The 6,256-nt window shown below is 63.0% G+C and carries 7 protein-coding genes; 4 read left to right on the top strand and 3 right to left on the bottom strand.

Annotation, left to right across the window (positions count from 1 at the left end):
• Positions 1 to 321: 321 nt before the first annotated feature.
• Entirely contained in the window at positions 322 to 792 is a 471-nt protein-coding gene (locus QX126_RS33535; protein WP_409999069.1) for a S41 family peptidase, read from the bottom strand.
• 395 nt (positions 793 to 1,187) lie between these two features.
• Positions 1,188 to 1,394 carry a hypothetical protein gene (locus QX126_RS03795; RefSeq protein WP_315736291.1) on the bottom strand — a complete coding sequence of 69 codons (207 nt, stop codon included), beginning with the start codon at positions 1,392 to 1,394 and terminating at the stop codon, positions 1,188 to 1,190.
• 313 nt (positions 1,395 to 1,707) lie between these two features.
• Here QX126_RS03795 and QX126_RS03790 point away from each other — a divergent pair, with 313 nt between their 5' ends.
• The 4 genes from QX126_RS03790 to QX126_RS03775 all read left to right on the top strand — a co-directional run bounded on the left by QX126_RS03790 (position 1,708) and on the right by QX126_RS03775 (position 4,927).
• A complete protein-coding gene (locus QX126_RS03790; RefSeq protein ID WP_315779356.1) occupies positions 1,708 to 2,097 on the top strand; it encodes an HPF/RaiA family ribosome-associated protein in 390 nt (129 codons plus the stop codon).
• 50 nt (positions 2,098 to 2,147) lie between these two features.
• Entirely contained in the window at positions 2,148 to 2,687 is a 540-nt protein-coding gene (locus QX126_RS03785) for a cupin domain-containing protein (protein WP_315779354.1), read from the top strand.
• A 247-nt stretch (positions 2,688 to 2,934) separates the two neighbouring features.
• On the top strand, positions 2,935 to 3,621 hold the full coding sequence (locus QX126_RS03780; protein ID WP_315779352.1) for a Crp/Fnr family transcriptional regulator: 687 nt from the start codon (positions 2,935 to 2,937) through the stop codon (positions 3,619 to 3,621).
• A gap of 166 nt (positions 3,622 to 3,787) precedes the next feature.
• Entirely contained in the window at positions 3,788 to 4,927 is a 1,140-nt protein-coding gene (locus tag QX126_RS03775) for a sensor histidine kinase (RefSeq protein ID WP_315779350.1), read from the top strand.
• A gap of 83 nt (positions 4,928 to 5,010) precedes the next feature.
• On the opposite strand, the gene QX126_RS03770 is transcribed toward QX126_RS03775, so the two are convergent.
• Entirely contained in the window at positions 5,011 to 6,195 is a 1,185-nt protein-coding gene (locus tag QX126_RS03770) for a cytochrome P450 (protein ID WP_315779348.1), read from the bottom strand.
• Positions 6,196 to 6,256 lie beyond the last annotated feature (61 nt).

Genomic DNA, 6,256 nt, shown 5'->3' with positions numbered 1-6,256 from the left:
ATGCAGTCATGGCTCGAAATTGCACCGCGCCGAGCCCTCTCACCCCCCTAATTCGGATTCTTGCCCAGCCTCGACGGCGCAAGCGGAATTCGTGCGGCAAACTGGCACGACGGGCAGTTTGGGCATGGATGGAATGCGTCAGTTCGAGGCGTGAGCCCTTCGGCAACCTTCCGATAAAAATATACAGGTGCAGTCCAGTAAAGTCACTGCAATGCCTGATGCCGGTGCGGTCCCATACCGTCACCGTAGTGCCGGTTTGTTGGCCGTGATGATCCTGTATCATCCGGAGAATTCGAAATTCAGGGGAGCGCTCTCGATAGACTACGCGCACGCCTCGCAGGAACAACTAGGACAGCTGTAAAAGCACTGGCCACCGCTTTGAGTGAGAAAGCTGCACAGCCTATCGCAATAACCTTGACCGCAACCATCGGGACAACTGCACGAGACCCATCTATTCGATACGCATGATCCCGTTTTCGGTGCTGGCAATGCCTCTATACTTTTTCTTTCATGAAGAAACCGAAGCGGTGACCGCTCGATAGTAAAAAGTTTACTCCTTCGCTGCGGATTGGCAATCGTAAGGCGGACCCTCGTCCCTTGCGTGCCGCGGATCGACTCGACAATTTCTCTCAAATTCCTGCCTGCAAGCGACCGGCCGCCCACACCAATGATCTCGTCCCCTTCCTTTAGTCCCGATCTGGCAGCGGGGCCGTCCGGAATTACAAATGCAATAACAAAACGAGGCCCCTGCTGTGTAAGCCTAATCCCGATGCCAGAAAAGCTGTGTTCCATTGATCCTTCATGCGTCTGAGACCGTGCAGGTGAAGCGATCACCGCGAAGAAGGCGAGCGTCAGACTGAGCAATATCGCGATTAACCGGTTCATGTTGCTTTCCCGACAAATGTGCGACGTAACCTACGACGTGCTTGTTGATCATACTCGCTATGAACCCAATCTTGAGGTTGCGAGCGGCAGTTGCCGAAAGCTCCATGAAGACGCTCAAGGCCCCGGGGATGACATTGACGCTGCACAACATTGCCGATCCGACCTGCTTCGCCTTCATCCGATGACCTGTCGTCGCGCGCCCAACTGCTCGTCGCATCGCCCCTGCTATCGTCTCTGGTCCGACGAATATCGGCGTTTGGCGGATGTCGCCGAACGAAGCGCGTTCCCTTCAGGGACTGCGGCTAAGGCGTCCAGTTCGCCGGGCCCAACAGGGTCGGAGGAATGAGTGCGCCGGTCATGGCGTGGATGAAGTGAAATCTCGTGCAGGCCGGGCAGCTCACGGTCTCGAAGGTCACGGTCTCGAACCGACAGTCGTCCTTCGGCTGGTGCAGGATGGCATCGACCTCGGACCCGGTCTGGGGGCAGCGAAATGTGATCGGACAATCCATCGTCCCATCTCCGGTGCAGACTCGAAAATTGGGTCGCCGCAGGTTGCGCCTGATTCTCCGGGGTTGACTGAGCAATATTGATCAGCCGCTCGCGTTCGCCTCTGGCAGTCTGGTCGCGGGAGACATTGGGAGACGCGCTTGAACAGCCGCTTCGCCCCGCCCGAAAGGCCCCGAGGCGGATCAGGCGGCGCTTCAGACCCGCTGTATCACGGGGCGTCCATTCGTGGCCGCCGCCCGCGAACGACGTGTCATAGCGTCGCGTGCCGTGCGGCGCCGTCGAAGCCTGGATGACGACCATGCCGGGGAGCCGATCATGATCGCGAATTCCATCCTGCGACGTTTGACGCTTCACCTGATGGAGACACGGATGTTGATCGATGTCAGGGCCGATGGAAACGTCGAGGGCGGTGAGCAGTTGTCGCAGGACGTGAAGGCGTCGCTTCATGCGGTGCTCCATCGCTATGAGGATCAGGTCAGGCGGATCGACGTGCAGCTCAGCGACGCGGTGAGCCACAAGCCCAGTCACGATGACAAGAGCTGCAAGATCGAGGTGCACCGTGACGGCGGCGAGCCCATCGTCGCGGCGCATCAGGACAGCTTCATGGAGCAGGCCGTGCGTGGCGCGGTCCACAAGCTGAAGCGCGCGCTCGACCACGCCTTCGGCAAGGAGGCGGTGTCCGATCAGCTTCGCGATCATCGCTAGACCCGTGGCGGGACGGTTTGCCGGCAATGCCGCCGGTTGGGAGATCCGTGATGGATGTGCTTGCTGATGAGATCAGCGACATCGGGCCGCAGCCGCAGGCGTTCGACATCGCGCGGGCGACCCGGGACAATGCCAATTATCGGTCGGTCGCCTGGAGCGGGCGCTATCTGCAGGTGACGCTGATGTCGATTCCGGTCGGCGGCGACATCGGCCTGGAGGCGCATCCGGAAACCGATCAGTTCCTGCGGCTCGATGCCGGCCGCGGCCGGGTGCAGATGGGGCCCGCGAAGGACAGGCTGACATTCGACCAGACGGTGTCGAACGGCTGGTGCGTGCTCGTTCCGGCCGGGACCTGGCACAACATCGCCAACACCGGCCCGACGCCGATGCAGGTCTATGCGATCTATGCGCCGGCCCATCACACGCCCGGCAAGGTGCAGGCGACGGCAGCTGCGGCCGCAGCCGATCGTGACGATCGCGCCCGCGGCCTGGTCCGTGCAACCCAAACAGGTGGTCGATCACCACGGATGAACGACCGCGAGGATGCGATGAGGCCTCATTCGCTCGGCCGGCTCGCGCTGAGGACATGATCGAACGGCGCGGGGTCTGGTGCACGTCGGTCTCTCGTACGAGGCGGCTCCGCCGTGAGCATCCTCCATCGTGTGAGTGGCGACATCGCATGGAAGGTCTCGCATCGATTGCAGAATGGCGCTCGCGGCGCCCCGGCCTCGCCGAGAGCTCAATCGGAGGGTGATAATAAGATTGATCTAGCGCAAAGCGGGAAGCGGTTTCCACCGTAAAAGTTGGGCATGTCCATCAACATGTCCATCGAGCGGGATGGGGGCTGTGCCGAGTTCGAACCTCGCCAGATTTGATCCGAAGGCCTTTCTCGACAAGGTTTGCCCGGGCCAGAAGGTCCTGAAGGTTCCCAAGGGGGGAAGCGTGTTCGCCCAGGGCGATCCGGCCGACGCCCTGTTCTTTCTCCAACAGGGAAAGATCAAGCTGTCCGTCGTCAACGACGTCGGCAAGGAAGCGGTCATCGGCATCGTCGATGCCGGGCAGTTTCTTGGCGAAGGCTGTCTGACGCGGCAGGCGGTGCATACCGGCTCGGCATTCGCGCTGCAGGATTGCGTGGTCACCGCCATCGCCAAGAAGACGATGATCGCAGCGCTTCGCCTCTACCCTGAGCTTGCGGAGATGTTCATCGCGTTTCTGCTGGCCAGGATCGACCGGTTCGAAGCGGACCTGATCGACCAGCTCTTCCATAGCAGCGAAAAGCGGCTGGCGCGGCTGCTTCTGACGATGGCCAATTACGGCCGTGACGAAACGCCGCTGCCGGTCATTCCAAGAATCAGCCAGGAAACGCTGGCCGAAATGATCGGCACGACGCGGTCGCGCGTCAGTCATTTCATGAACAAGTTCAGAAGAGCGGGCCTGATCGAATATGACGGCGAGATCGTCGTCTATCCGGCGCTGCTGCAAGCCGTCCTGAACGACAACCTGCAGGCGGAGCAGCAGAACTAGCTGCGGGTGTGCAGCGCGCGGGTGGTCTGTCTTGCACAGACGGCTCTGTCCGCGTCGCTAGCTGCCCATAACTCGCCGCCGGGCTCCGCGTTTCGTTTCGCCGCTTGAAGGCGGGACACGCGAAGCGTTCGTGACGGGGTGAAGTGTTGCGTAGGGAGGGGACCACATGTTCAAGCAGCAGTTTTCCGACGCGTCTGACGCGTGCGCACTTGCCGAAGCCATTGTGGACACGGTCCGGGAGCCGCTGCTCGTCCTCGACCACGATCTCCGCGTGATTGCCGCCAGCCGTTCGTTCTATCTCACCTTCTCCGCGGCGCCCGAGGATGTGCTGGGACAACTATTCTATGAGCTGGATGACGGCGCCTGGAATATTCCGGCGCTGAAGTCGTGGCTGGGCCAGATCTTCTCCAACACCGGCGCGCTGCATGATTTCGAGGTGGAGCACGTTTTTCCCGCCGTCGGACCCCGGGCGATGCGGCTGAACGCCCGGCAGGTGTCCTACACGGTCGGGTCCCATACGACCATCCTGCTCGGCCTCGAGGACGTCACCAGCGAGCGCGCGATGGCGCGCCGGAACGAGGAGCTGCTGCGTCAGAAGGACATGCTGCTCGAGGAGTTTCAGCACCGCGTCGGCAACAGCCTGGCGATCATCGCCAGCATCATCTCGTTGAAGGCACGGTCCGTCGGCTCCGAGGAGGCGCGACGCCACCTGGACGACGCCCGCGACCGGGTCATCTCGTTCGCGAACATCCAGCAGAGTCTCCACACCTCCGCGCGCAGCGGCGTGATCGCGCTCGGACCGCATTTCGCGAGGCTCTGCCAGGCGATCTCGCAATCGATGATCGCCGACCAGCAGCGGACCAGGATCGAAACCCGCGGCGACGGCCAGGCGACGACGAGCGAAGCTGAAAGTCTCGGGCTGATCGTCACCGAGCTCGTCATCAACTCCCTCAAGCACGCCTTTCCCGAGGACACCGCGAATGGGCTGATCACCGTGATCTACGAGTCCTCAGGAGCCGGCTGGACCCTGTCCGTCTCGGACAATGGAACGGGGAAATTGCAGGTGAACGGCCGGCCGAAGGGGGGCCTGGGCACCGGCATCATCATGGCCCTGGCGAAGCAGCTCGGTGCCGAGGTCTCGACCGTGGCCGGCCGGCCCGGCACGACCGTCTCGGTGCGTCACGCCGCCGTGGCGACATGCGACGACTTGACCGGAGCAAGCGTGCCGTCCGCTCCCGCGATCCGATCCAGGGCCGAATCCAGGGCAGGATCCGCGGCCGGATCGCGGACCGTCAGCCGATCGTGACGTCGTCGCCGATCAGTCCAGCATCGCCCGAACTCGTCTCCTCGCGCGACGCCGCTCCATCCGCATGCCCCCAGGGCTCGGTCCTACTGCAGCCGAACCGGCAGATTGAGCGGGCCGCGGAAGCCGAAACCGTGCCAGCGCACGCTCGCGGGATCGGGCAGCGTCATGTCGGGGAAGCGCTCGAACAGCATCGGCAGCAGGATGGCGCCGACGGTGCGCCGCGAGAGGTGCGCGCCGGCGCAATGATGCGGGCCGTTGCCGAAGGCCTGGTGGGGATTAGGGTCGCGCAGCGCGTTGTAGGTTTCGCCATCGTCGAAGAGGTCCTCGTCGCGGTTTGCGGAGGCCTGGATCGTCATCACGGTGTCGCCCTTCGGGATCAGGCAGCCGCGAATCTCGGTGTCTTCCATCACGAGGCGTGAGCTCGCCTGGATCGGCGCCACCCAGCGCACCCCTTCCTCGAACGCGGAGCGCCATTTGTCCTGAGCGCGGACGGCGGCGAGCTGCTCCGGATTGGTCAGCAGGCCGTAGAGGATCGTTAGCAGCGCGTCGCGCGGCTCGTTGATGCCGCCGCCGATCGCGATCTTGATGTTGGCGATGATCTGGCTCTCGGGAATCGGGTTCTTCGCGTTGACCATGAAGGAGAGCGCGGAGGAATCCGGCTCGGCGCGCACGCGCTCCATGTTGGCGCGGATGCAGCGGTCCATCTCCGCGTTGGCGATATCAGACGCGTCGAACGGCCCCGGCGTCCAGCCGAAATTGCCGGCGCCGTCGATCAGGGCCTGCGACCAGCGCTGCATGTCGGCATCGCCGGCGTCGGGAATGCCCATCACTTCAGCGAGAATGCGCGCGGCCAAGGGGCCGGCGAGGGCGGGGAAGAGGTCGACGACCTCGGCGCGCGGCAGGCGGTCGAGATAATCAGCGGCGAATTTGGTGTAGAGCGGCTCCCAGACGGCTTCGATCGTCTTCGGCATCAAAGCGGGCATCATCGCCATGCGCTCGGTCCGGTGCTCGTCGTGATCCTTGCGCATCAAGGTATGCGCGAGGAAGGCGCGCTTCATCGGCGTGTTCGGATCGTTGGACGAGAACAGCGCCGCATTGTCCTTCACATATTTGGTATCAACCGCTTTGGTGAGGAACGTACGGCCCACGGATTTGACCCGCAACACGGGGGCTTCGCGTCTCAGGCGCTGGTAGATCGGATAGGGATCGCGCGTCAGCTCCGCGATCGTGATGGTCTCGTCCAGGGGAGCCAGGGTCGCGGTCGGCATGGGGCGCTCCTATTGGATGCGGGCCAGCGCGTGTCTCGCCTCAAGGATAGTGGCAGGGACG

The sequence above is a fragment of the Bradyrhizobium sp. SZCCHNPS1003 genome, from assembly GCF_032381555.1.
Taxonomy (GTDB): domain Bacteria; phylum Pseudomonadota; class Alphaproteobacteria; order Rhizobiales; family Xanthobacteraceae; genus Bradyrhizobium.
The sequence above is the reverse complement of the archived record's forward strand: the minus strand, read 5'-3'. Positions and strand labels throughout refer to the sequence as shown.